The following is a 22,465-nucleotide window of genomic DNA, read 5'->3' as shown; positions in this document are numbered from 1 at the left end:
GCGGTTGACCCTGACACATAACCATTTGAACGAGTGAGTGCTCGCTCATTAGGATGGCCCGCTATGACCACAAGGAGGCGAAGGGTGCCGGCCATGGCCCCGGAAGACCGCCGTGCCGCGCTCATCGCCGCGACGCTGCCCCTGCTGCGCGAGTTCGGCGCCGCGGTGAGCACCCGTCAGATCGCCGAGGCCGCCGGCGTGGCCGAGGGCACGATCTTCGGCGTCTTCCCCGACAAAGCCTCGCTGCTGCGGGCGACGCTCATGGTCGCGTTCGACTCCCGGCCGGCGGCGCAGGCGCTGGCGGCCATCGGCACGCGGGCCGAGCTGCGCGCGCGGCTGAGCGAGGCGGTCGCGATGCTGCGGAAGGGGATGAGGGCCAACGCCAACCTCATGGCCGTGCCCAAGGAACTGATGGCCGACGACGCCGAGTTCTTCCAGCAGATCATGGAGGGCCGGCGCCTGATCGTGGACGGGCTCGCCGCCCTGATCGAGCCCGACCGCGACCGGCTGCGCCGCTCTCCCCAGGCCACGGCGCAGCTGCTGGTCGTACTGATCGCGTCGAGCGAGCACCGCGGCTTCGGCCGGATCGGCGAGTTCGGCGACCTGGAGGACGAGGAGATCGTCTCCGTCCTGCTCGACGGGCTGCTCGTGCGGCCCGCCACCACCCCATCGACAGAAAGCGCCTCTTGATGCTGCTCCGTCTCCTGCGGGTCCAGCTCAGGCCGTACGGGAAAGAGATCACACTCGTGGTCCTCTTCCAGTTCGTGCAGACCCTGGCCACGCTCTATCTCCCCACCCTCAACGCCGACATCATCGACGACGGCGTCGTCAAGGGCGACACCGGCTACATCATGCGCATCGGGCTGGTGATGCTCGGTGTGACCCTCATCCAGATCGTCTGCTCGATCGTGGCCGTGTACTACGGCGCCCAGACCTCGATGGCCCTGGGCAGGGACCTGCGGGCCGCGATCTTCCACCGGGTGCAGGACTTCTCCGCCCAGGAGGTCAACAGGTTCGGCGCCCCCTCTCTGATCACCCGGACCACCAACGACGTGCAGCAGATCCAGCTGCTCGTGCTGATGACGTTCACGATGATGGTGGCGGCCCCGATCATGTGCGTCGGCGGCATCGTGCTGGCGCTGCGCCAGGACGCGGCGCTGTCGTCGCTGCTGCTCGTCGTGCTGCCCGTGATGATCGTCATCGTGGGCGTGATCGTGGTGCTGATGCGCCCGCTCTTCCGCACGATGCAGGAGCGCATCGACCGGATCAACCAGGTGCTGCGCGAGCAGATCACCGGCATCCGGGTCATCAGGGCCTTCGTCCGCGACAAGCACGAGCGCGAGCGCTTCGGCGGGGCCAACGAGCAGCTGACCGACCTGTCGCTGCGGGTCGGGCGGCTGATGGCGCTGATGTTCCCCTCGGTCATGCTGGTGGTGAACGTCTCCAGCGTCGCCGTGGTGTGGTTCGGCGGCCACCGCATCGCCGACGGGAGCATGCAGGTGGGCGCGCTGACCGCGGTCATCTCCTACCTGATGCAGATCCTCATGTCGGTGATGATGGCGATGTTCATGTTCATGATGATCCCGCGGGCGGAGGTCTGCGCCGAGCGCATCGACGAGGTGCTCGACACCGAGCCGACCGTGCACCCGCCGGCGAAGCCGATCACCCCCGAACGACATCTCGGCGAGCTGGAGCTGCGGGCGGTGGACTTCCGCTACCCGGGCGCCGAGGCGCCGGTGCTGTGCGACGTGAGCTTCACGGCGCGGCCCGGCCGTACCACCGCGATCATCGGCAGCACGGGCAGCGGCAAGACGACGCTGCTCAACCTGATCCCGCGCCTGTTCGACGCGACCGCCGGCGAGGTGCTGGTCGACGGCGTCGACGTGCGCGACCTCGACGCGGCCGCGCTCTCCCGGGCGGTCGGCCTGGTCCCGCAGTCGCCCTACCTCTTCTCCGGCACCGTCGCCTCCAACCTGAGGTACGGCAGGCCGGACGCGACCGACGAGGAGCTGTGGAAGGCCCTGGAGGTGGCCCAGGCCCGCGAGTTCGTCGAGGCGATGCCCGGCGGCCTGGACGAGCCGATCTCCCAGGGCGGCACGAACGTCTCCGGCGGCCAGCGCCAGCGCCTGGCCATCGCCAGGACACTGGTGCACCGGCCCGAGATCTTCCTGTTCGACGACTCCTTCTCCGCCCTCGACTACGCCACCGACGCCCGGCTGCGCGCGGCGCTGGCCGAGGAGATCGCCGACGCCACGATCGTCATCGTGGCCCAGCGGGTCAACACCATCCGCGACGCCGACCGCATTCTCGTGCTCGACGACGGCCGCGTGGTCGGCAGCGGCACCCACGCCGAGCTCATGACGACCTGCCCGACCTATCGGGAGATCGTGCTGTCCCAGCTCACCGAACAGGAGGCCGCGGCATGACCGAGCTTGTCGAGGTCATCAATAAGCACAGCCTTGTGGTCATGAGACCGACGAAGGAGGGCTCATGACCACACAAGCGCCCGCGCGCCGGCCCCAGCCCGCTTTCGGGCCGGGCAGGATGATGTCCGGGCCCGCCGAGAAGGCCCTCGACTTCGGCGGCACGCTCCGCAGCCTGCTGAGGCTGCTGCGCCCCGAGCGCACGCTGCTGGCCGTCGTCCTGGCCCTCGGCACGGCCAGCGTCGCGCTGACCGTGACGGGCCCCAAGATCCTCGGCCACGCCACGGACCTGATCTTCGCCGGCATCATCGGGGCCCAGCTGCCCGCCGGGATCACCAAGGAACAGGCCGTGGCGGGGCTGCGCGCCAAGGGCCAGGGCACCTTCGCCGACCTGGTGTCGTCGATGAACCTGGTGCCCGGCCACGGCATCGACTTCACCGCGCTGGCCCAGGTGCTGGCCTGGGTGCTGGCGATCTACGTGCTGGCGGCGCTGCTCGGCATCGTGCAGTTCCGGCTGACCACGACCGTCGTGCAGCGGGCGGCGTTCCGGCTGCGCGAGCGGATCGAGGCCAAGCTGGGGCGGCTGCCGCTGAGCTACTTCGACGGCCAGCCGCGCGGCGAGATCCTCAGCCGCGCCACCAACGACACCGACAACATCGCCCAGACGCTGCAGCAGACGATGAGCCAGCTCATCTCCTCGGTGCTGACGGTCGTGGCGGTGCTCGTGGTGATGTTCTGGATCTCGCCCGTGCTGGCCCTCATCGCGCTGGTCAGCGTGCCGGTGTCGGTCTACGTCACCACCGTCATCGGCAAGCGCTCGCAGCCGCAGTTCATCAAGCAGTGGTCCTCGACGGGCAAGCTCAACGGCCACATCGAGGAGATGTACGGCGGGCACACGCTGGTCAAGGTGTTCGGCAGGCAGAAGGAGGCCGCCGAGATCTTCGAGCAGCACAACGACGCACTGTTCACCTCCAGCTTCCGCGCCCAGTTCATCTCCGGGGCCATCCAGCCGGCGATGATGTTCATCGGCAACCTCAACTACGTGCTGGTCGCCGTGGTCGGCGGGTTCAAGGTGGCCTCGGGCTCGATCTCGCTGGGCGACGTGCAGGCCTTCATCCAGTACTCGCGGCAGTTCAGCCAGCCGCTCACCCAGGTGGCCGGCATGGCGAACATGGTGCAGTCGGGCGTCGCCTCGGCCGAGCGGGTCTTCGAGCTGCTGGAGGCTCCCGAGCAGTCGCCGGAGCCGGCCGAGCCCGAGCGGCCCGCGCAGGTCAGGGGCCGGGTGGCGTTCGAGAACGTCTCCTTCCGGTACACGCCGGACCGGCCGCTGATCGAGAACCTGTCGCTGACCGTGGAGCCCGGCCAGACCGTGGCCATCGTCGGCCCCACGGGAGCGGGCAAGACGACGCTGGTCAACCTCATCATGCGCTTCTACGAGGTGACCGGCGGCCGCATCACGCTCGACGGCGTCGACATCGCCGAGATGTCCAGGGAGGAGCTGCGCGCCAACATCGGCATGGTGCTGCAGGACACCTGGCTGTTCGGTGGCACGATCGCGGAGAACATCGGCTACGGGGCGGAAGGCGCCACCCGCGAGCGGATCGAGGCCGCCGCGGAGGCCGCCCACGTGGACCGCATCGCGCACACGCTGCCCGACGGCTACGACACGGTGATCGACGAGGAGGGCGGGACGGTCAGCGCGGGCGAGAAGCAGCTGATCACGATCGCCCGCGCGTTCCTGTCCGAGCCGGCGATCCTGATCCTGGACGAGGCCACCAGCTCGGTCGACACCCGTACCGAGGTGCTCATCCAGCGGGCGATGAGCTCGCTGCGCGAGGGGCGCACCAGCTTCGTGATCGCCCACCGGCTGTCCACGATCCGCGACGCCAGCCTGATCCTGGTCATGGAGGACGGCCGGATCGTGGAGCAGGGCACGCACGAGTCGCTGCTGGCCGAGGGCGGGGCCTACGCCCGGCTGTACTCGGCCCAGTTCGCCGAGGCCGTCGTGGAGGTGGACTAGACCCCTTCCCCGGCGGTCCGTACATCGATCCACCCGCCGTGGTCCCTGGGACGGCGGTGGGACATCCTGCCATCTCGTGAGGGACAACCCCGTGAGGGAGAACATGGACGATGTCACGGCCGCGCCGGAGACGATGCTCGACCTGCTGGAGCGCCGGGCGGCCGGCGCGCCGGAGGCGGAGCTCGTGCGGTTCGAGGGCAGCGCCTCGCTGCGGGTCGGCGAGTGCCTGGAGGGGGCGACCGCCGTGGCGGGCGGGCTCGCCGGTCTGGTGGCGGGCGGCGACCGGGTCCTCACGTGCCTGCCTCCGGGGCCGCGCCTGGTCGAGGCGATGTTCGCCCTGGCCAGGCTCGGCGCCGTGGAGGTGCCGCTGGCCCTGGACGTACGGCTCGACGCGGCGCGGCGGCTCGCCGGGGCCGCCGGGGCGCGCCTGCTCGTCGCCGACCTGGACGACCTGCTGGCCGCGCCGCACCGCCTTCCGGCACGGCGTCCGGGACCGGCGGACCCCGCCCTCGTCATGCCACCTCGGGGACGACCGGCCGCGCCAAGGGGGCGCTGCTGCCGCACTTCGCCGGCGTCCGGCACGCGGGCCTGCTGCCCGCGCTGATCTCCGGCGCCACGCTGGTGGCCCATCACCGCTTCTCCGCCTCCCGGTTCTGGGAGATCTGCCGGCGGGAGGGGTCACCGCGTTCAACTTCATGGGCGCCGAGGCGGCGCGTACTGGGCAAGGTGCGGCTGATCCTGGAGGCCTTCGGCCCGGACGACGAGAGCCTGGGCCTGTCCGAGATCGTCCGCCGCACCGGCGTGGCCAAGGCGTCGGTCCACCGGCTGGCCCAGGAACTGCTGCAGTGGGGCCTGCTGGAGCGGCGCGGGCCCGAATACCGGCTGGGCATGCGCCTGTTCGAGATCGGGCAGCGCGTGCCGCGCCAGCGGATCCTGCGGGAGGCGGCGCGGCCCTTCATGGAGGACCTCTACCAGGCGACGGGGGGACCATCCACCTGGCGGTGCTGGACGAGCTGGAGGTCATCTACCTGGAGAAGGTCTCCGGCCACGGCCAGGTGTCCAGGCCGTCGCGCATCGCCGGCCGCATGCCGCTGCACTGCACGGCGACCGGCAAGGCCCTGCTGGCGTTCGGCCCGGCGGCCCTCTTCGGCGACGTCGTGGCCACCCCGCCGGCCCGCGTGACGCCGCGCACGGTCACCGCCCCGAAGCTGCTCGCCCAGGAGATCCAGCAGGCCAGGAAGGCCGGGTACGCCGTCGAGCGGGAGCGGACCCGGGTCGGCTACCTCAGCGTGGCCATCCCGCTCACCGGGGCCACCGGGACCATGGTCGCCGCGCTGTCGGTGACGGCGCCGACCTTCCGCGCCGACGTCAACGAGTACGTGGGCCTGCTCAGCATGGTGAGCAGGCGCATCACGAAGTCGATCATGGCCGCCGACGGCGGCCGGACCTGATCAGGCCGTCAGGAACGCCGCCACGGCCGCGGCGACCTCGGCGGGCTTGTGCTCCATGAGCGGGATCGTGCCGCCCTCGACGACGGCCGACGTCACGCTCGCCGCCCCGGTGAGATGCTCCCGGAGCGGGACCAGGTTCGGCAGCGCGAACGGGTCCGCGGCGCCGGCCAGCAGCAGCACGGGCGCCGTCACCAGGCCGATCCGGTCCTCCATGACATAGCGCGCGCACGCCCGGTGGCCTTCCGCCGGATCGACCCCCGGCGCGAGGGCGTCGCGGACGAACCGGTCGAGGAGGCCGGTGACCGGTTCGGGATAGTACGGCTGCCGCAACCGCCACAGCTTGATCAGGTGGTCGCCCTCCGGGGACGGCTCGGCCTCGTCCACCCCCGGGCCGTGCGCGTGGGAGGCGCGGTAGCGGGCGTCCGCCCACGGGGCCGACGACAGGACCAGCAGGCCCACCCGCTCCGGCGCGGACGCCGCCAGCTCGACTGCCACCGCGCCGCCGGTGTGGTGGCCGAGCACGTCGGCCCGCTCGATGCCGAGGCCGTCCAGCAGCGCCAGCGCGCCGGCCGCGAACAGCTCGATCGTGTGGGGCGCCGGGGGCTTCGCGCTGGCCCCGAAACCGAGCATGTCCATGGCCAGGACGCGCCGGTGCGGCGCCAGCAGGGGCATCAGCTCGCGGAACTCGTCCCACGACCTCGGGGTCTGGTGCAGGAGCAGCAGGGGACGGCCCGCGCCCTGCTCGGCGTAGTGGAGCTGGCCGAAGGGCGAGTCGGCGTACCCGAAGCGCGGCGGCGCCGTGATGTCCAAGGGGTCCTCCCCCGTGCCAGGCCGTCACCTGATCTTTACATCGGAGCGTCGGCCAAACCTACATTTCACACCCTCTGCACTATTCATGGGACAAATGGAAAAGTGGTCGCGAGGGGAGTTCCGATGTCCTCACAGGTGTTCGTGGCGGCGCCGGCCGGCCCCGACGGCGAGGAGGAATACCCCAATTCGGTCCTCGGTAAAGCCTAGTTGATCTTCGGGGCGTTCGAGTCGGGGGCGGTCCAGCTCCGGCTCACCGAGCTCAGCCGGCGCTCGGGGGGTGCCGAAGGCGTCGGCGTACCGGCTAACGCAGGAGCTGGTGCAATGGGGGCTGCTGGAGCGCAAGGGGGACTCCTACCAGCTCGGCATGCGCATGTTCGAGCTGGGCCAGCGGGTGCCGGTCTCCGCCGTGCTGCGCCGCGTGGCCCCTCCTCAACGACCTGTTCGCCGCCACCAGGGCGACCATCCACCTGGCGGTCCTCGACCGCGGTCACGTGCTCTACGTGGAGAAGGTGGCCGGCGAGGCGAACGCGAACACCCACTCCCGGGTCGGCGGGCGCCTGCCCGCGGCGTGCACGGCGACGGGCAAGGCCCTGCTCGCGAACCTCCCCGACCTCGAGGAACGGCTGCGCCGCCTCGCGCGCACCGGCCTGCCGCGCCTGACGCCGCGCACCGTCGCGTCCGTGGAGGACCTGCGCCGACAGCTCGCGGTCGTCAGGGAGCGGGGTTACGCCGTCGAGAAGCAGGAGGTCCTGCTGGGCTTCGACGCAAGGGGATCCTGACCGCCCTGCGGGGCGGGGTGACCAGCGTCGAGCACGGGTACGGCATCGACGACGAAGGACTCGACCTGCTGGAGGAGCGCGGAGCCAGGATCGCGCTGGGCACGGACGCCGGCGTCTGCCCGCACGGGGAGAACCTGCGGGAGCTCGGCCATCTCGTCGAGCTCGGCATGTCCCCGATGGCCGCCATCGTCGCCGGGACCCGCACCGCCTCCGAACTGCTCGGCATCTCCGGCGAGGTGGGCACCCTGGAGGCGGGCAAGCTCGCCGACCTCGTGGTCACCGACGCCGATCCGTTGCGGGACATCCACGCGCTGGCCGGCCCCGCGCACATCGAGATCGTGATGAAGGAAGGCGTCGTCGTCAAGGACCTCGGTCTTGTACGTACGCGCCCGTAGGCCGGGTTCAGTCTGATGCCCTTTGGCGGGGTATCAGCGGCAACGGCCATTGACCATCCCACAATGAGCCAATGGCCTACCCTCCACACCCCCACCCACAAGACCCGTGGGACCCGCGACAGCGGGGAGCGCACAGCCGCCCCGGCCACGGCCGCCCGCCGTACGGTCAGCCGGCCCCGCAGCCCGGCCACGAACCGCGGGTCACCCGCCAGGGGCCCGACCCCCACCCCTGGCACGCGGGCCCGCCCTGGTCACCCGGGCCGCAGACCCAGTACATCCAGGACGACGTGTACGCCCTGCCCCTGGCCTACGACGAGTACGCCCTGCCTCCCCGCCGCAACAGGACCCTGATCATCGCACTGTCCGCCGGCCTGGGCGTCCTCCTCGTCGGCGCCGCGATCGGCGCGGTCACCTACTTGAACTCCCCGGGCTCCAAGCCCGCCATCGCCCTGCCGAGCACCGCCACGTCGCTCCCCACGGCGGCGCCCCGGCAGTCCGACCCGTCGCCGGACGCGCCGGCCACCCCGTCCCCCTCGTCCCGCGCCCAGGCGGGATCGCCGATCGCCGACTCCGAGTTCGACGACTGGAAATTCAACCTGAGCGGCGTCAAGTTCGACGCGAACAAGGTCGACGGCTGGACGTACGACACCTGCGATCCGGTGGACGGCCAGGGCGTGCTGGCCAAGAACAACTGCGAGCGCGCCGTTCAGATCGCCTATTCGGCCTACCGCGGGCACCTCAAGGCGGTGCAGGTCATGATGACGTTCCCGACGGACAAGGCCGCCAGGACCGCCGCCACACGGCTGGCGAAACTCAACTCCAACGCGATGAACATCCGCAGTGACATGGTCCTGCCCACGTACGCGTACGGGAAGATCCGCACGAATCCCGCAAAGAAATACGTGGTCGTCACGATCGTCACCGCGGACAAGTCGGCCAGGGCGAAGGCCGCGAAATTCCACCTCTACCTGCAGGCCCACTCCGTCAGCTATTTCCTCCTGCGCGACGTGATCGTCACCAGCTGAGTGCCGGGCGATCCCGCCGGTGAGATGTGCTGCATTTCGGCGGGCCATGATCGCGGCCAACGAGGGGTCAACGAGGGGTCGGGCGCGAGATGCCACAAAATACCTCGAGCTCGTTGCCCTGTTTCCGGAATGGTGGCGATTTCGTGCTGCCGAATATGGGGTCGGCGGAAAAATTAGGGGTCAGCTGTCGCGCATCTGGATGTGTACTGAAAGCCAGAAAAGTCGAACGGGGGTGTGTTGTGGAACATCGCTCCAGATTGACTCCTCAGGCGATGGAGTACGGCAATTTCTTGATCGGCGACCCCGCGGCGACCGGGCAGGTCGACATTCGCTGGGTCCCGTACATGGTGTTCTTCAACCGGGCGGAATACCACTCGGAGGTCATCAACACCGACCGGCGGGGTTCCGGTTGACGCGCGACGAGCGAGGCGCCTACTCCGTGTACCACGAGCGGCCTGCCGGACCGGTGAGCCTGATCCTGGGCGGCTCGCCCGCCTTCGGGTACGGCGCGACCGGCGACGAGCGGACGATCGCCTCGCGCCTGGCGATCGACTCGGGCACGCCGTGGCTGAACATGGGGGCGCCCGCCTTCAACTCCACCCAGGAAGTGATCCTCTTCCTGATGCACCGCCACGACCTTCCCGAGATCAGCGACATCGTGCTGGTCTCCGGGCTGAACAACCTGGTGATCGCCGGGCTGCCGGACCCCGGGCACGACTACCCGCAGTTCTTCATGTCCGACGGGTTCTTCCGGCAGCTGGACGAGGGAACTCCCGCGGTGCCGGTGGACGTGCTGCGACGGCTGGCGCGGGCGGCGAGACGGCTCGGTCATACGGAGGACGAGCCCGAGCCGGCGTTCGGGCCGGACATGGAGGAGCGGATCCGGACGGCGCTCGAGAACCTGGCGCTCGACCTGGACCGGCTGCTGTCGCTGGCAGGGCCGACGAGCGCGCGGGTCCACTATGCGCTGCAGGCGACGGCGCCGTGGACGGACAAGCCGGCCTCCCCCGAGGAGGCCCTGCTCTTCGAAGAAGACGAAGCCCTCATGGCGGATTTCTGGCACCTTTTCCGGCCGGTGCTGAAACCCGAGGTGCACGCCTCCTACTCCTGGGGCCTGAGAAAGGTGTGCAAGGAACGGGACATCCCGTTCCTCGACCTCAATTCGGCCCTTCCCGACGCGGTGGAACCCGGTGCCTGGCTCTTCACGGACTGGGTGCACATGACTGACCGGGGATACGCGGCCGCCGCGCGGATCATCAGCTCGGAACTCGGCCTCGCCTGAGGAAGGGACAATGCCAAGAATTCGACGGACGGCCGCGTTCTTCAAGAGATTCAAAAAGAAGAAGAAGCGGCAACATGATGCGTCCATCTATCCGATGTTCTGATCGCGATCTGTATCTGCGTTCCCTGGACCCCGAAGGGGTCTTCTCGCCGCTGGAGTTCGGATTCCCGGACGGTGCGCCCTGCGACGGCCCGGACGACCTGATCGGCCAGGCCCGGGACTGGGCGGGGACCGAGATCGGCGGCTACCGCGAGCGCCTGGTCGCGGCCGACCCCGCGAAGCTTCTTCCGCGTGCGGTGCTCGCCTGGGCGCCCATGGGTCTGGTGGCCGGGGCGTGGCTGCAATGGCTGCCCGCCGCCGGGAACGCCGAGACCGAGCTGACCATGCGCATCCTGGCGCTCTACGCCGCCGACCTCCGCGCCGGAGTACGCGGGCTGGCCGGGTTTCAGGGAGGAATCGTTCGCCAAGCCGGTCTTCTGGCTGGCGATCTCCCGCTTCCCCCGCACGTTCATGCCGGAGATCCTCGGGCTCAACCTCGCCATGGAGCTGTCCGGGGTGGGCGGCGGATACCGCAGGGCGGCTGCCGCGCTCAGGCGGTACGGCTACAGCACCCTGTTCGTCGACCTGCACAACACCATCGACAACGTCGCCACCGGCCATGCGGCCTGGGCGGCCGACGCGATCGACACCTACCTTGCCGACCTGCCGCGGGTGCTCGGGCCGGAGGGGGTGACGGCCGCCTGGGAACGGATCAGGGTCGGCTACAGGTCCCTCAACCCTCCCGGCGGACGCGTGGCCGGTCTCTACGCGGCGCTGCGCACGCGCGTCCCGACGAGGAGCTGATCCCCATGCCCGATCTCGTGCTAGGCATCTCGGCCTACTACCACGACAGCGCCGCCGCGCTCGTGGACGGCGGCAGGATCGTCGCCGCCCAGGAGGAGCGGTTCAGCAGGCGCAGGCACGACCCGTCCTTCCCCCGGCAGGCCATCGCGTACTGCCTGGAGGAAGCGGGCGCGAAGCTCGACGACCTCGCGGCCGTCGCCTACTACGAGGATCCGGCGCTGAAGTTCCGCCCGGTCCTCGCGACCTTCGCCGGCGTGGCCCCGAAAGGACGGCGGGCCTTCCGGCGGGCGCTGCCGGAGTGGCTGCGCTGGAAGGCGCGCACCCTGGACACGGTGGGTGATCGGCTCGCCGAGATGGATCTCGGGGAGGTGCCGCCCATCCGGCGTTTCCTGCACCACGAGTCGCACGCCGCCTCCGCCTTCCTGCCGAGCCCGTACGAGTCGGCGGCGGTCCTGTGCGTGGACGGCGTCGGAGAGTGGACCACCACCTCCCTGTGGCACGGCACGGGCGGCCGCGTCGAACCGATCGGCGAGCTCAGGTTCCCGCACTCCCTCGGCATGCTGTACTCCGCGTTCACCTACTTCTGCGGCTTCAAGGTGGACTCCGGCGAGTACAAGCTCATGGGCCTCGCCCCTTACGGCACGCCGCGGTACGCGTCCCTGATCAGGGAGCGGCTGGTGGACGTGCGCCCCGACGGCTCCTTCCGGCTCGACCTGTCCGCGTTCGAGTTCCAGTACGGCGAGGTCATGACCGGCGAGCGGTTCGAGGAGCTGTTCGGCGGCCCGCGCCGGGAGCCCGAAGGCCCCTGCACCGAGCGCGAGTTCGACCTCGCGGCGTCCGTCCAGCAGGTCACCGAGGACATCATGGTGCGCCTCGCCCGGACCGCCAGGGAACGGACCGGGGAGCGGAGGCTGTGCCTGGCCGGCGGCGTGGCGCTGAACTGCGTCGCCAACGGGAAGATCGTGAGGGAGGGGATCTTCGACGAGATCTGGGTGCAGCCCGCGGCGGGCGACGCGGGAGGGGCGCTCGGAGCGGCCCTGCTGGCGGCGGGCGGTGCGCGCGACCACGTCGCGTCGGGGGCCGATGCCATGCGCGGCGCCTTCCTCGGTCCCGCGTACGGCGAGCGGGACATCAGGGCCGTCCTCGACGCGAGCGGCCTGCCGTACACGCGCCTCGACGAGGAGGAGATGGCCCGAAGGGTCGCGGGCGAGCTGGCCGAGGGGAAGGTCGTCGGCTGGTTCCAGGGGCGGATGGAGTTCGGGCCGAGGGCGCTGGGCGCGCGGTCGATCCTCGGCGATCCGCGCAGGATCGACATGCAGTCGGTGATGAACTTGAAGATCAAGTTCAGGGAGTCGTTCCGGCCGTTCGCGCCCGCCGTGCCGGAAGAGGACGCCACGGACTACTTCGACGTGCGCCAGCCCAGCCCGTACATGCTCGTGGTCTCGCCCGTGGCCGAGGGCCGGCGGCTGCGGACGGACGAGCGCGAGGGCGCGACCGGCATGGAGCGCCTGCGCGTGATGCGGTCCACCGTGCCCGCGGTGACGCACGTCGATCACTCCGCCCGGGTGCAGACGGTGTCCAGGGACACCAACCCGGGTTTCCACCGCCTGCTGACCGAGTTCAAGGCGCGGACGGGCTGTCCCGTACTGGTCAACACGTCCTTCAACGTCAGGGGCGAGCCCATCGTGGAGTCGCCGGAGGACGCTTACCGGTGCTTCATGCGGACGGACATCGACCTGCTGGCGATGGGGCCGTTCCTGCTGGAGAAGGCCGCTCAGCCCGCCTGGTCGGAGCAGGACGACCGGCGCGAGAAGATCCCGCTCGACTGAAGCACGGTCGGCGGGAGGAGTAAAGGAGGACACATGTTGGTAAGGATCCGCGGGCTCGGCGTGAGCCTGCTCTTGGACGTGGTGTGGGTGGCCGTGTTCGTGCCGGTCGGAATGGTCGTCAGGGCGACGCGCGATCCGCTGCGCCGCCGCAGGTCACCCGGGCTTCCCAGCTATTTCACCCCGTTGCGGGCTCAGCCTGTCTTGACCGGCAGCCGGAGTGGCCGGTAGACGAACCCGTCGCTCCACGCGACCGCCGACAGCTCCTCCTTCTGCGCGTGCAGTCCTGGCAGGCGCGTCACCAGGGCGCGGAACGCTTCCTGCGGTTCCATGCGGGCCAGGTTCGCGCCCAGGCAGTAGTGCGGGCCGGGGCCGAATGCCAGGTGCGGGGTGGACGGGGTGCCGGTGAATCGGCGCACGTCGAAGCGCAGGGGGTCCTGGAGAACCGACGGGTCGTGGTCGTGCTGCCCACAGGTTGGGCGGCACGACCGTGCCGGCCGGGTCAAGACCGTCACCCTCTCTTGCGGGTCAGGGGCGAGGGGTGGGGGACGGCGTGCTCTCGCCGGGGGTGTTCCCCACCTGGGCGACCGGCAGCGGGGCGATGACGTTGTTGACCAGGGCGGTCGCGGCCGTGGTCGCGATGGCGATGACCACGGCGACCAGCGGCGCTCCCAGCGTGCGCAGGGTGCGGATGCTCCTGACGCGCGCCCACGGCTCGCCGGCCAGCCGCATCAGGCGCCATTCCCACCACAACCCCAGCCCGATGCTGACGAACGCGATGTTGCCCACGGCGACGAGCGTGCCGATCAGCGCCTCTTCGGACGTGGGCTGCGGTGTCGTGGGCACCCCTGGATCGGCGGTGACGGCGACGAGTGTCTGGACGTAGACGGGCAGCTCGACGAGAAGCGCGGCCACCAGCAGCGCGAGTGACTTCGCGATGGGGTTGTCGCCGCGCACCCGCGCGTAGAAGTAGCCGAAGATCATGCAGAGGGCGGGCAGCGAGAGCAACGCCAGGAAAGCCACCAGCAGGGGCTGGGTGTCGTCGCCACTCCAGGCGTCCGCGGAGACGACGATCCGTACGGTCGAGAAGGGCAGCGACAGGAGTGTTCCCATGGCGAGCGCGGCCAGCGCGTTCTGCCACGGCGTCCGCCCCGCGACGGTGGCCAGCGCGAAGTCGGAGTCGACGGGCCCGGCGTGCTCGTCGCTCGCCCGTTCCAGCGCCGCCCGCTGCTCCTCGAAGTCGGACGGCGAGCCGTCACCCGCCGGCCCCTGCCGCAGCAGGCCGGTCAGGGCCAGGCGGACGGAGCGCCGCCTGAGCATGTCACGGACGAGGGTCTGGTGCTCCGCAGCCGACACCGGCATGACCGCCACGGGTCCCGCCGCGGTGCCGCGAGGCAGCAGCCACGCGATGCCCGCCCAGGCCAGCAGCAGCGTCAGCCCGAAGTAATCGGTGCCCACCGCGTTCCACCCGCGCAGCAGGAGCAGGATCAGCACGGCCGTGTAATAGGCGATCGTCGCGGTCATGGCGGCGCTCTCCTGGCCGATGCGGCGTACCCGGATGATGAGCGCGGCCAGGGCCAGCAGCAGCGTGCCGTACGTGGTGAGCCAGTAGCCCGTCGCCAGGAACCGCGCGTCCCGCCAGGTTTCGTCGGCGGTCAATCCCAGCACGGTCCACTGGTTCTCGGCCGCGTAGGACGGGACGCCGACCGCCACCAGCACGGTCACGACGCACAGGGCCGCGGTGCGCGCGGACCATCGGTGGCTCGCCTCGGTGACCCAGCCGACAGCCAGCACGGACAGGCACACGGCGATCAACGAGAACCACAGCAAGGGGCCGGGGACGATTCCGCCGACGACGACCCGTCCCGCCAGGAACGCGCCGACGACCAGCACGACGAACGCGACGACCGGCAGGGTGCGCCGCCACCGGGGGACCGCCGCCGTCACGCCCATGGCGACCACCAGGGCGGCCGGCGACCACAGGAGGACTGCGTTGTCGGTGAGCATCCACAGAGCCCACAGCGAGAGCCCGGTGCCGGTGAGCGCCGCCGCTCCCGCCGCGACCGGCGCCGGGCGGGCGTCGCTCACGGCGCGGGCGGCCGAGATGAGTGACAGGAGCGGAAGGCCGATCAGAGCAACCAAGATCATGGTTAGGCCCAGCCCCGTGAACGTCCCCACGACCAGCGCTGACAAGAACAGCACGAGCACCCGGTTACGGCGTCGCGCCCACCAGGCGGCGCCGAGCGCCCGGACGAACGCGTAGAGCAGGGCAAGCACGGCCGCCCCCGCGAAGACTGTCTGCAGTGCCGTCCAGCTCCGCGGAAAGAACTCGGGCTCGGCCCGTTCGTCCGGAACGACGCGCGGCTCTTCGCTGCCTTCGATGTACTGGCTGATCACTCCGCCATCGAAGAGATAGCCGGCCACGGACCCGGTCAGGCCGTCCTTGAGGAAACCGGCCTTCATCTGGCCTTGCGCGTTCACGCGCAGGTAGTGCCGGTCCTGGGTCAGCGGAGGTGCGCCGCGCGTGCCGCCGACCGTCCAGCCGGTGGCGGAGATGACCAGCTCGTGCGCCGTCAAGGGGAGCACGTCTTCTCCGCTGGGTGGCGAGTACTCGATGCCCACGAGGCCGCCGTTGTCCGGGTCGGCGAAGCCGTAGGTCCGGCCGGAGAGGGTGACGACGGCCTGGCTCGCGCCGCGCTCCAGTCGTACGACGGGCGGGGCGAAGGCGACCGGCAGATCGGAGGAGTTCGGATCCGGGTTGATGTCGCCCAGCCTGCTCGTGGCGAACGCGTCGGGGTAGAGAGCGGCGGTGCCCGACCGCAGGGCGGCCACGTCGGGGTCGTCGGCCGGCACCCGGAGCTCGTGCGTGACCGTGAGCTCGTAGGGGACGTCGCCCGGCTCGGCGCCGACGTCGCTGCCCCTGACCTGCGGATGGGCGCGCCAGGCGCCGGGCCGGGCTTGGGTGAGCGTGACGTACGTGGAGGCGATCCGCGCCTGCACGGACGGGGCGGGCGTGGCCGTGCTGTTCATGACGACGAGCTCGGCGGTGCCGATCAGGGAGGATTCCTCGCAATTGACGAGCACCCGGTACTTGCCGGGGGTGAGGTTCTCGACGAGTTCCACTTCGCCGCCCGGCGGGTCCAGGGACATGTCGTAGGGGAGGGCGTCCGAGCTCACGGTGAAGGAGGACGGGCAGGCGGCGTTCACCCGCACCTCCTCGGTTCCGGCCGGCACGCGTGGCGGGTCGAGCGTCACGCGTGGCGGGGCGGGCGACGGGCTGTCCGTGGGCTGCTCGACGGGCGTGTCCTCCGGCAGCGGCGGCACGTCCACGCGCGCCATCGCCAGCAGGCCGCCGCCGACGGCCAGGAGCACGACCCCCACACTCAGCCACCGTGCCCTCCGGCGGCGCGGGCGGGACTCTTCCGCTGAGACCTCCACATTCCGCATATTCCAGGCCGAGCACGTACAGCAGGAGAGGAAGATGCGGAATCGTGATCACCAACGAAGGGCCGTCGGCAATCGCGGTGCATCTGAGGGCGAGTCGGCCTCGCCTCAGACCGTGATCGACGCCGTGGTAGCCACACTGATCATCACCCGGGCAAGACGCAGGCGATCTGTGCCCAGCCGGCCCGCGTGACGCTCTCAGGTCCGCAGGGTGCTGGCGTCCTCGCCGGCCTTGTACGTCTTCGATGCCCGGTGAAGCCGGCTTTCCTGCTCCCGGAGCGCGGTCGCGAGCAGCTCGAGCCCCCTGCCGATGCTCTCCATCCGCTGCCCGCGCGCCTGCCAGTACGCGCGGCCGTAGTCGTCGTCGCCGAGGGCGGTGCGTGCCGCGCTCGACGCCGCCTCGAACCGGTCATGGGTCTCGGACACGTCACCGGCCATGCCGTCCGCCGCGCTCGCCAGCCGGTGGAGATGGCTCTTGCTGTAGACGACGCCGTCGTACTCCACGGCTGGGGAGCCTAGCTGGCACATGCAGACATCGGTGGAAGAATCGGGAAAGAATGGGGCTTCTGAGGTTTTTGGTGCGTATGAGAGGTGACGATGGACGAGCCGTGGCGGCTGCTGGAACAACTCGTCCAGGAGGTCAACCAGCAGACCGAACAGCTCAAGAAGATGCAGGAGAGGGTGCGTGAGCTGTCGGCGACGGCGAAGTCCAAGGACGGCATGGTGACCGTGACCGTCGGTCCCCGCGGGGAGGTGCGCACGATCGAGTTCGACCCCAGGGTCTACCGCAAGCTGTCCCCGTCGGAGCTGTCCGCCTCCGTCGTCGAGCAGATCGGGCGGGCGACCAGGCAGGTCTCCACCGAGATGAAGGAGCTGATGGAGCCCTTCGGCGTGCCGGATCTCCCGTTCGAGGACCTGTTCGGGGAAGGAACCAACTTCGAGTCGTTCCTGCCCGAACCCGGCACGCCAGAGCCGCGGTGATGGGGCTCGATCTCAGCCTGGTGCCCGACATCGTGAAGCCGCTGGCGCTGCCGCTGACGGGCGGGGCGCTGCCGGAGACCGACGTCGACGGGGTCCTCGCCGAGGCGCAGGTGCTGGAGAACCTGGCGGACCTGCTGGCCGCGATCAGGTCGGACGACGCCGCCGCGGTCGTGCGCTCGCTGCGCGACAAGCAGTGGCAGGGCGCCGCGAAGGACACGTTCGAGCAGGTGTTCAGCGCGCTCGGCGGACAGCCGGACGCGGACGGCACCCCTTCGGACGAGACGCTGATCGACCTCCTGGAGAAGAGGCTCCGGGAGGAGGCGGCGGCCCTGCGCGAGCACGGCGTGCGGATGCAGCACACCGAGTGGATGATCTACGCCTCGCTCGCCCTGCTCGGCGCCATGATCGTCAAGCTGCTGGTGTGGATCTACGTCAACGGCCCGGCCGTTCTCAAGCTGATCCAGCACAACACGCTGCTGACCCAGGTGAACATCCAGACGCTGAAGCGGCTCGTCCTGGTCAACATGCTGAAGTTCGCCGGGATCATGGGCGGACTGGACCTCGGCGTGCAGGTGGCGCAGCGCATCTGGGGGGATCGCGAGGCGGGGGACTACGACCTCGCGTCGCTGGCGATGTCGTTCGGCAGCGGCGCGCTGACCGGTGCGCTGTTCGCCGGCGCGAACGCGGCCCTGTCCCGGCTGCTGAGCCGGCCGATGGTGTACGTGGCGTCCGAGGCCGAACTGGCGGTACGCGACAAGATCGCGGCGATCGCGCAGAGCATGTACGGCCAGGCGCTGCTGGGAGGAACGGCGGGCACCGCAGGAGCCGTCCCGGGGCTGGCGCTCAGCGGGCAGCTCGACGGCGAGCACCTGGCGTACACCTTCCTCTCCGGCGTCGCGGGCGGGCTCGACATCCCCGCCTCGGCACGCGTGAGCCACATCCCGATGCGGGCGGTCGCGGAGCTCGGCGACAGCCCGTCCGCCACCACCCCGAACGCCGACGCCGACCCGCCGCCCTCCTCCGGCGATCAGCCCCCGCCCCTGCCCCTGCCCTTCCCCGTGCTCCCGCCCTCGCCCTCGCCCCGGCCCGTACGGCACGGCACCGCCCCTCCGGCAGGCCGCGACTCCACCACCCTGGGGCAGCACCGCCCTCGGCCCGGACCGCACGCCGACGCCGGCACCCTGATCAACCGGCAGCCGCCCGAAGCGGGGACCAACCTGCCCCAACCGCACCAGGGCCAGGTGATCGCCGGCGAGGTCACCCGGCGCCACGACGTGCTCCTGCACAGCCCGGCCGGGGACAGAGCCGAGCAGGGCGGCACCCCCGCACGACCGGAGCAGAACGGCACTTCCGCACGACCCGATCAGGGCGGCACTGTCGCACGACCGGACCAGAACCTCCCCGCCGCCCGGCCCCCGATCGGCGACACCGCCCCCGCCGCCCGAGCCCCTCTGGGCGACACCGCACCTGTCGCCGCGCGAGCCGAGCCCGCGACGCCGGGCGGCCTCCCGCGCGCGTCGCTGCTCCCGGCCACGGTCCCCGCGATCATCACTCCGACCCCGGACGACGCCGGTGCCGGTGCCGCCGACCAGGACAACCACCACCAGGGTCAGGACAGCCCGCCTCCCAGAACCACCGAAACGGCACCGGTCGCCCGGGAGCGGCACACGGACGACCCCGCTCCCTTGCCGCGCGACGCCAGCAACCCGCCGGCGACCGATCACCGGCCACCGGCAGCCTCGGAGGCCGATCAGCGGGCACCGGCGATCCCGGAGGCCGATCAGCGGGCACCGGCGATCCCGGAGGCCGATCAGCGGGCACCGGCGATCTCGGAGGCGCACCAGCATGCGCGCACGGACCTCCAGGGCGGTCAGCCCATCGTGCCCAGGTCCGGCCCGCTGCCCGAGGTACGCCCGGTACTCGACCGCGCCCTGGCGGCTCCCGATCCCGGACCCCGCCCACCGCACCCGGCGAACACGCACGAGATGCCCGGCCTCCCGGACACCGAGGGATTCTCTCCGATCGCGGACCCGCGGCCCCGGAACTTCGCCGAAGCCGCGGCGATCTTCCACCGCTGGACGCCCGGCAGCGGCCGCCCCCATCACGACGGCCCGCCGAACCGGATCGAACGACTGCTCAGCAACTCCCCGGCCGTGCCGGACGCGGAACTCCTTGCGGAGGGCCGGAGCCTCGTGGAACAGCTGCCCATCGTCGACGAGAGCGACACGACGGCCAGAGCCCTGGCCTCGATGAGCCGGATCCTCGCCTGGCCGAACCCGCGAAGAGCCCTCCACGACCTGGCCGCCGAACTCGGCTTGGACCTCGATTTCGACGCCTTGGCGGAGCTCTTCGACCATGCCCGGCAATCGGGCATGGACCCGGACGGCCTGAGCGGCCGTACCGACCTGGTCGGAGCTCTCAGAACGGCCATGGCGGCGGATGCCCACCGCTGGACGGGGCAGCGGCACCAATCCCTGTTCTCTCTCCGTGACGCGACCGCCGAGCAGGCACGCACGATCGGGCTCATGATCGGGATGATGGACAGGCCCTTCACCTCCACCAGGGCCCGGAACTTCGTCAGGCCCGTGCTCGACCGGCACGGCATCCAGGACGCCAGGCAGTTGCTGCCGGTCGTCCGGGCGGCCCACGAGCACGGCTACTTCCCGGCCGGGACGACCGGGGACGCGGCCTTCCACGCGGCCATGGACCGGTTCTGGCAGGACGACCCGTACCTGTGGAACGGGGTGCTGCTGGCCGACAGATACTCCTTGACCGATCTCCGCGACCCGACGGCGCGGTTGTCCGCGCGCCTGGAGGAGATCGTCGCGGGCTCCGGCCGTGACACCGTCCCGCCGCTGGAGCGCCTGGCCGGCGACCTCGGGCTGGGACGCTCCACCGAGCAGCTCGTCCGCCTGGCCGAGGACGCGCAGGCGCACGGCGCCGACCTGGCGCGGGCGGCCGGTCGCGAGGATCTCGTCGGCCGCCTCACCGACTACCGGGCGCGCGACCCGTACCTCTGGGACGGGCTGCGGATCGCGGCCGAGCGCGGCATCCCGCAGCTGGGCAAGGACGAGGCGCGCATCCTTTCCCGCCTCGCCGAGATCACCGGCTCCGAGTCGCCGTCCAGGATCTGGGTGTTCGATCCGCTGCGCCGGTTGGCGGGGGACGCGGGTCACCACCATTCCGTCGAGCAGCTGGTGCGGCAGGTCACCGCGGCACTGCCGCACGTCGTCGACCCGTTCTTCCCGGTCGACAGGCAGCGGGTGCTCGACGCCCTGGGTGCGAACGTCGTCAGGCGTCCGGACCCGCGGCATGTCCCGCGGCATGTCCCGCCGGGCCTGCACGACCTGTCGCCCTCGGCCGTCCGGGACGCCCGGCAGGCCGCGGCCCGCGAGCACGCGCAGGCGCAGCAGGCGTTCCGCCAGGCACACCCTTCCCTGCGCCGCGCCGTGTCGCGGTTCACCGGCACCGACGCGTCGGCCGTGGCCGCGCAGGAGCGGGTCGCCTCGCTGGAGGCCCGCAGCCGGGCGTGGCAGCGCTGGCCGGAGCGCCCCGAGGTGTCTTTCACGAGGGATTTCGCGGCGTACCGGCGCGCCTACGATCAGGCGGTGGAACGCGCCGTCAGGGGAGAGACGGTGATCCCCTACATGCTGGAGAACGCCACCGCGTCCCTGGGGGCACGCGACGGCGGGCGCGGGTTCGGGGTGGAGCTCGAGTTCGACCTGCCGAAGCACAACGCCCGCCAGGCCCTGCGGGCCATCGCCCGCGCCCTGCACAAGGCAGGTCTGACCGGCGACGCCGAGGTGCACGGCTACCACACCATGCGGGACCAGGGCTATCACTCGGGGAAGAACGGCGGGCGCGGTCTGTGGCGGCTGGAACAGGACGGCACGGTCGACGGGGAGCTGATCTCGCCCATCCTGTACGACGAGCGGGCGACGTGGGAGAACCTGCACACCGCCATCCAGATCATCCGCGCCCACGGCGGCACCGCCAGCGCCTCGACCGGCGGCCACGTCCACGTGAGCACGCACGACTACGACCACATCGTGGAGAACTACACCAGCGTGCGGAACTACGCCGACCATCACACCGACACCCTGTTCAGACTCGGGCACAACCCGGAGCGGGAAAGCCACCGGGGCCTGGCGCAGTGCCGGCCCAACGAGGTGCCCGCGGTGGGCTACGAGCCGATAGCCCAGGTGCGGAACTCGCGCAGCGACCGCAAGTCCGCGGTGAACATGGAGAGCATGAAGGGGACCGCGAAGGACCACATCGAGCTGCGGCTGTGGGACGGTTCGCTCGATGCCGCCGTGATCCAGTCACAGGTGAAGGTGTCGCTCGGGGCGGTCGAGGCGGCGTTCCGCACCGCGATGCTGGGCGATCTGCCCAACCTGGGGCGCATCGACCGGCTGGGCACCCACGCCGAGCTCCTCAAGCTGAATCCCGGGCTGGACCTCACGGAGCGGGGAAGCCTCTCCTTCCGGGTCCTGATGGACGAGCTGTTCTGGCGGGCCGCCGACAAGGAGCAGCTCACCGCCCTGTTCGCGGCCACTCGCTGGGTGCCGGCGGGATGAGCGACCGCACCGCGAAACGTGCCGTGATCATCCGCAACACCTCGGCGGCGCAGCCGCCTCCGGCCGCCCCGGTCAACGGCGACGGCCGGCCGTACCGCTATGAAATGATCTACGCGGGCGGGACCCACCGCGGCTACGCCGACGACGACGCCGAGCTGGTCGGGATGCTCATCCCCGGCTACGCCGCGCTCGCCACCGACGGCGAGCGCGCCGCGGCGCGGGTCCGCCTCGCCCTGGACCTGCAGGTCAGGCTGCAGGCCCAGCTCGCGGCCGGGCCGGAGCTCGACGCCTGCGACGAGGCCGAGCGCGCCGTGCTCCTCGGCGGACGGCACGAGCCACCGACCCCCTCCCGATGGGAGGCGCCGGTGCCCCTGGTCCTGGTCTCGGCCTTCTACGAGCCCGCCGGAGCGCTGCCACGGCCGTCGGGCCCGGCGGAGCTCCAGGTCTGGCTCGACCCCGCCGACGACTGGACCCTGCTGACCAGCCTGCACGCGGCCGGCGTGATCGTCGTGGGGGCGCGGGGCGGCACCTGAGGCCGGACCTCGTGCGACTTCTTCATCAGGCCGACCGGCACCCCGGCGCCGTGGGCCCGCCTGCGCGACTTAGTGA

20 protein-coding genes and 2 pseudogenes are annotated in these 22,465 nt (G+C 71.0%); 17 read left to right on the top strand and 5 right to left on the bottom strand.

Going from position 1 to position 22,465, the window contains the following annotated elements:
- The first annotated feature begins 93 nt into the window (after positions 1 to 93).
- From ACFKCF_RS19060 to ACFKCF_RS19035, 6 genes and pseudogenes are all read left to right on the top strand, one after another.
- A complete protein-coding gene (locus tag ACFKCF_RS19060; protein WP_394495243.1) occupies positions 94 to 690 on the top strand; it encodes a TetR/AcrR family transcriptional regulator in 597 nt (198 codons plus the stop codon).
- Positions 690 to 2,426 carry an ABC transporter ATP-binding protein gene (locus ACFKCF_RS19055; RefSeq protein ID WP_394495241.1) on the top strand — a complete coding sequence of 579 codons (1,737 nt, stop codon included), beginning with the start codon at positions 690 to 692 and terminating at the stop codon, positions 2,424 to 2,426. Before ACFKCF_RS19060 ends, ACFKCF_RS19055 begins: the two co-directional genes overlap by 1 nt.
- Positions 2,427 to 2,490: 64 nt before the next feature.
- Positions 2,491 to 4,443 (top strand): ABC transporter ATP-binding protein, encoded by a 1,953-nt coding sequence (locus ACFKCF_RS19050; RefSeq protein WP_394495239.1) that lies wholly within the window; start codon positions 2,491 to 2,493, stop codon positions 4,441 to 4,443.
- Between the two features lie 103 nt (positions 4,444 to 4,546).
- Positions 4,547 to 5,047, top strand: a complete 501-nt coding sequence (locus ACFKCF_RS19045; protein ID WP_394495238.1) for an AMP-binding protein — start codon at positions 4,547 to 4,549, stop codon at positions 5,045 to 5,047.
- A gap of 17 nt (positions 5,048 to 5,064) precedes the next feature.
- Positions 5,065 to 5,301: pseudogene (locus ACFKCF_RS19040) on the top strand (helix-turn-helix domain-containing protein); the annotation flags it as partial.
- 143 nt (positions 5,302 to 5,444) lie between these two features.
- Positions 5,445 to 5,894 carry an IclR family transcriptional regulator gene (locus ACFKCF_RS19035; protein WP_394495236.1) on the top strand — a complete coding sequence of 150 codons (450 nt, stop codon included), beginning with the start codon at positions 5,445 to 5,447 and terminating at the stop codon, positions 5,892 to 5,894.
- Here ACFKCF_RS19035 and ACFKCF_RS19030 read toward each other — a convergent pair whose 3' ends face one another.
- Positions 5,895 to 6,704, bottom strand: a complete 810-nt coding sequence (locus tag ACFKCF_RS19030; protein ID WP_394495234.1) for an alpha/beta fold hydrolase — start codon at positions 6,702 to 6,704, stop codon at positions 5,895 to 5,897.
- Positions 6,705 to 6,981: 277 nt separating this feature from the next.
- Here ACFKCF_RS19030 and ACFKCF_RS19025 point away from each other — a divergent pair.
- From ACFKCF_RS19025 to ACFKCF_RS19000, 6 genes and pseudogenes are all read left to right on the top strand, one after another.
- Positions 6,982 to 7,041 (top strand): annotated as a pseudogene (locus ACFKCF_RS19025) (helix-turn-helix domain-containing protein); the annotation flags it as partial.
- A 154-nt stretch (positions 7,042 to 7,195) separates the two neighbouring features.
- Positions 7,196 to 7,483 carry an IclR family transcriptional regulator C-terminal domain-containing protein gene (locus tag ACFKCF_RS19020; RefSeq protein WP_394495588.1) on the top strand — a complete coding sequence of 96 codons (288 nt, stop codon included), beginning with the start codon at positions 7,196 to 7,198 and terminating at the stop codon, positions 7,481 to 7,483.
- 17 nt (positions 7,484 to 7,500) lie between these two features.
- Positions 7,501 to 7,878: an amidohydrolase family protein gene (locus tag ACFKCF_RS19015; RefSeq protein ID WP_394495586.1), complete on the top strand. Its 378-nt coding sequence runs from the start codon at positions 7,501 to 7,503 to the stop codon at positions 7,876 to 7,878.
- A 71-nt stretch (positions 7,879 to 7,949) separates the two neighbouring features.
- Complete coding sequence (locus ACFKCF_RS19010; protein WP_394495232.1) at positions 7,950 to 8,903, top strand: hypothetical protein; 954 nt, start codon at positions 7,950 to 7,952, stop codon at positions 8,901 to 8,903.
- Between the two features lie 272 nt (positions 8,904 to 9,175).
- Complete coding sequence (locus ACFKCF_RS19005) at positions 9,176 to 9,316, top strand: hypothetical protein (protein WP_394495230.1); 141 nt, start codon at positions 9,176 to 9,178, stop codon at positions 9,314 to 9,316.
- Complete coding sequence (locus tag ACFKCF_RS19000; protein ID WP_394495228.1) at positions 9,313 to 10,185, top strand: SGNH/GDSL hydrolase family protein; 873 nt, start codon at positions 9,313 to 9,315, stop codon at positions 10,183 to 10,185. Before ACFKCF_RS19005 ends, ACFKCF_RS19000 begins: the two co-directional genes overlap by 4 nt.
- 50 nt (positions 10,186 to 10,235) lie before the next feature.
- Here ACFKCF_RS19000 and ACFKCF_RS18995 read toward each other — a convergent pair whose 3' ends face one another.
- Entirely contained in the window at positions 10,236 to 10,697 is a 462-nt protein-coding gene (locus ACFKCF_RS18995; protein ID WP_394495226.1) for a hypothetical protein, read from the bottom strand.
- Between ACFKCF_RS18995 and ACFKCF_RS18990 the strand changes: the two genes are divergently transcribed.
- The gene (locus ACFKCF_RS18990; protein ID WP_394495225.1) at positions 10,696 to 11,028 is read left to right on the top strand and encodes an iron-containing redox enzyme family protein; all 333 of its coding nucleotides are present in this window, start codon (positions 10,696 to 10,698) and stop codon (positions 11,026 to 11,028) included. The genes ACFKCF_RS18995 and ACFKCF_RS18990 overlap by 2 nt on opposite strands.
- A gap of 5 nt (positions 11,029 to 11,033) precedes the next feature.
- Positions 11,034 to 12,857 carry a carbamoyltransferase gene (locus ACFKCF_RS18985; protein WP_394495223.1) on the top strand — a complete coding sequence of 608 codons (1,824 nt, stop codon included), beginning with the start codon at positions 11,034 to 11,036 and terminating at the stop codon, positions 12,855 to 12,857.
- Between the two features lie 191 nt (positions 12,858 to 13,048).
- On the opposite strand, the gene ACFKCF_RS18980 is transcribed toward ACFKCF_RS18985, so the two are convergent.
- The 3 genes from ACFKCF_RS18980 to ACFKCF_RS18970 all read right to left on the bottom strand — a co-directional run bounded on the left by ACFKCF_RS18980 (position 13,049) and on the right by ACFKCF_RS18970 (position 16,802).
- Positions 13,049 to 13,360 carry a cytochrome P450 gene (locus ACFKCF_RS18980; RefSeq protein ID WP_394495222.1) on the bottom strand — a complete coding sequence of 104 codons (312 nt, stop codon included), beginning with the start codon at positions 13,358 to 13,360 and terminating at the stop codon, positions 13,049 to 13,051.
- A 22-nt stretch (positions 13,361 to 13,382) separates the two neighbouring features.
- A complete protein-coding gene (locus ACFKCF_RS18975) occupies positions 13,383 to 16,235 on the bottom strand; it encodes a hypothetical protein (protein ID WP_394495220.1) in 2,853 nt (950 codons plus the stop codon).
- Between the two features lie 261 nt (positions 16,236 to 16,496).
- Positions 16,497 to 16,802: a hypothetical protein gene (locus ACFKCF_RS18970; RefSeq protein WP_394495219.1), complete on the bottom strand. Its 306-nt coding sequence runs from the start codon at positions 16,800 to 16,802 to the stop codon at positions 16,497 to 16,499.
- Between the two features lie 93 nt (positions 16,803 to 16,895).
- On the opposite strand from ACFKCF_RS18970, the gene ACFKCF_RS18965 reads away from it, so the two are divergent.
- Genes ACFKCF_RS18965 through ACFKCF_RS18955 form a run of 3 tightly spaced genes read left to right on the top strand, consistent with a single transcriptional unit; the run spans position 16,896 to position 22,389 of the window.
- Entirely contained in the window at positions 16,896 to 17,279 is a 384-nt protein-coding gene (locus ACFKCF_RS18965) for a YbaB/EbfC family nucleoid-associated protein (RefSeq protein WP_394495217.1), read from the top strand.
- Entirely contained in the window at positions 17,279 to 21,856 is a 4,578-nt protein-coding gene (locus ACFKCF_RS18960) for an amidoligase family protein (RefSeq protein ID WP_394495215.1), read from the top strand. The genes ACFKCF_RS18965 and ACFKCF_RS18960 overlap by 1 nt, the downstream gene beginning before the upstream one ends.
- A complete protein-coding gene (locus ACFKCF_RS18955; protein ID WP_394495213.1) occupies positions 21,853 to 22,389 on the top strand; it encodes a hypothetical protein in 537 nt (178 codons plus the stop codon). Before ACFKCF_RS18960 ends, ACFKCF_RS18955 begins: the two co-directional genes overlap by 4 nt.
- Positions 22,390 to 22,465: the final 76 nt, after the last annotated feature.

It is taken from the genome of Nonomuraea sp. JJY05, assembly GCF_043496855.1.
GTDB lineage: Bacteria > Actinomycetota > Actinomycetes > Streptosporangiales > Streptosporangiaceae > Nonomuraea.
This window is presented reverse-complemented; position numbering and strand designations above follow the sequence as displayed.

Bases quoted from the DNA above. Each gene is read 5' to 3' on its own strand.
- ACFKCF_RS19005 (WP_394495230.1), top strand. From the start codon at position 9,176: ATGGAGTACGGCAATTTCTTGATCGGCGACCCCGCGGCGACCGGGCAG.
- ACFKCF_RS19060 (WP_394495243.1), top strand. From the start codon at position 94: ATGGCCCCGGAAGACCGCCGTGCCGCGCTCATCGCCGCGACGCTGCCC.
- ACFKCF_RS18955 (WP_394495213.1), top strand. From the start codon at position 21,853: ATGAGCGACCGCACCGCGAAACGTGCCGTGATCATCCGCAACACCTCG.
- ACFKCF_RS18960 (WP_394495215.1), top strand. From the start codon at position 17,279: ATGGGGCTCGATCTCAGCCTGGTGCCCGACATCGTGAAGCCGCTGGCG.
- ACFKCF_RS18965 (WP_394495217.1), top strand. From the start codon at position 16,896: ATGGACGAGCCGTGGCGGCTGCTGGAACAACTCGTCCAGGAGGTCAAC.
- ACFKCF_RS19050 (WP_394495239.1), top strand. From the start codon at position 2,491: ATGACCACACAAGCGCCCGCGCGCCGGCCCCAGCCCGCTTTCGGGCCG.
- ACFKCF_RS19010 (WP_394495232.1), top strand. From the start codon at position 7,950: ATGGCCTACCCTCCACACCCCCACCCACAAGACCCGTGGGACCCGCGA.
- ACFKCF_RS18990 (WP_394495225.1), top strand. From the start codon at position 10,696: ATGCCGGAGATCCTCGGGCTCAACCTCGCCATGGAGCTGTCCGGGGTG.
- ACFKCF_RS19055 (WP_394495241.1), top strand. From the start codon at position 690: ATGCTGCTCCGTCTCCTGCGGGTCCAGCTCAGGCCGTACGGGAAAGAG.
- ACFKCF_RS18985 (WP_394495223.1), top strand. From the start codon at position 11,034: ATGCCCGATCTCGTGCTAGGCATCTCGGCCTACTACCACGACAGCGCC.
- ACFKCF_RS19045 (WP_394495238.1), top strand. From the start codon at position 4,547: ATGGACGATGTCACGGCCGCGCCGGAGACGATGCTCGACCTGCTGGAG.
- ACFKCF_RS18995 (WP_394495226.1), bottom strand. From the start codon at position 10,697: ATGAACGTGCGGGGGAAGCGGGAGATCGCCAGCCAGAAGACCGGCTTG.